The organism is Paraburkholderia oxyphila NBRC 105797, from assembly GCF_000685075.1.
In the GTDB taxonomy this organism is placed as follows: Bacteria; Pseudomonadota; Gammaproteobacteria; order Burkholderiales; family Burkholderiaceae; genus Paraburkholderia; species Paraburkholderia oxyphila.
Window position 1 is genome coordinate 1 of sequence record NZ_BAYD01000266.1, and the last position, 1,453, is coordinate 1,453.

1 protein-coding gene is annotated in these 1,453 nt (G+C 67.3%); it reads left to right on the forward strand.

The window, feature by feature from the left end:
* On the forward strand, positions 1-1,453 hold a 1,453-nt coding region (gene hutU, locus BO1_RS48825; protein WP_028223775.1), incomplete at both ends, for a urocanate hydratase.

Here is a 1,453-nt window from a genome sequence, read left to right on the forward strand (position 1 = left end):
TACGGCGGCATTGGCCGCGCCGCGCGCAACTGGGAGTGCTACGACCAGATCCTCGCCTCGCTGAAGGACCTGAACGAAGACGAAACGCTGCTGATCCAGTCGGGCAAGCCGGTGGGCGTGTTCCGCACCCACGCCGACGCGCCGCGCGTGCTGCTCGCGAACTCCAACCTCGTGCCGCACTGGGCCACGTGGGAGCACTTCCACGAGCTCGACCGCAAGGGCCTCATGATGTACGGCCAGATGACGGCGGGCAGCTGGATCTACATCGGCTCGCAGGGCATCGTGCAGGGCACCTACGAAACCTTCTTCTCGGTGGCGAACCAGCACTTCAAGGGCGACCCGAGCGGCCGCTGGATCCTCACGGGCGGCCTCGGCGGCATGGGCGGCGCACAGCCGCTGGCCGCGACGATGGCGGGCTTCTCGATGATCGCGGTGGAATGCGACGAGACGCGCATCGACTTCCGCCTGAAGACGCGTTACGTGGACCGCAAGGCGAAGACGCTGGACGAGGCGCTGGCCATCGTCGAGGAAGCGAAGAAGACGGGCAAGCCGGTTTCGGTGGGCCTGCTGGGCAACGCGGCGGACGTGTTCGCAGAATGCGTGGCACGCGGCATCACGCCGGACTGCGTGACGGACCAGACGAGCGCGCACGACCCGATCAACGGCTACCTGCCGCAGGGCTGGACGGTCGAGCAGTGGCGCGAGGCGCAGAAGGTGGCGCCGGAAAGCATCGTGAAGGCTGCCAAGCAGTCGATGGCCCATCAGGTGAAGGCGATGCTCACGCTGCAGGAACGCGGCGCGGCCACGCTCGACTACGGCAACAACATCCGCCAGATGGCGCTGGAAATGGGCGTGGAAAACGCGTTCGACTTCCCGGGCTTCGTGCCGGCGTACATCCGTCCGCTGTTCTGCGAGGGCAAGGGTCCGTTCCGCTGGGTGGCGCTCTCGGGCGATCCTGAGGACATCTACAAGACGGACGCGAAGGTCAAGGAGCTGATCCCCGACGATCCGCACCTGCACAACTGGCTCGATATGGCGCGCGAGCGCATCGCGTTCCAGGGTCTGCCGGCGCGTATTTGCTGGGTGGGCGTGAAGGACCGTTACCGTCTGGGCCAGGCGTTCAACGAGATGGTCAAGAACGGCGAGCTGAAGGCGCCGATCGTGATCGGCCGCGACCACCTGGACACGGGTTCGGTGGCGAGCCCGAACCGCGAGACGGAGTCGATGAAGGACGGCTCGGACGCCGTGAGCGACTGGCCGCTGCTCAACGCGCTGCTGAACACGGCAGGCGGCGCGTCGTGGGTGTCGCTGCACCATGGCGGCGGTGTGGGCATGGGCTTCAGCCAGCACTCGGGCGTGGTGATCGTGGCGGACGGCACGCAGGCGGCGCATGAGCGTCTGGGCCGGGTGCTGCTGAACGATCCGGCGACGGGCGTGATGCGTCACGCGGATG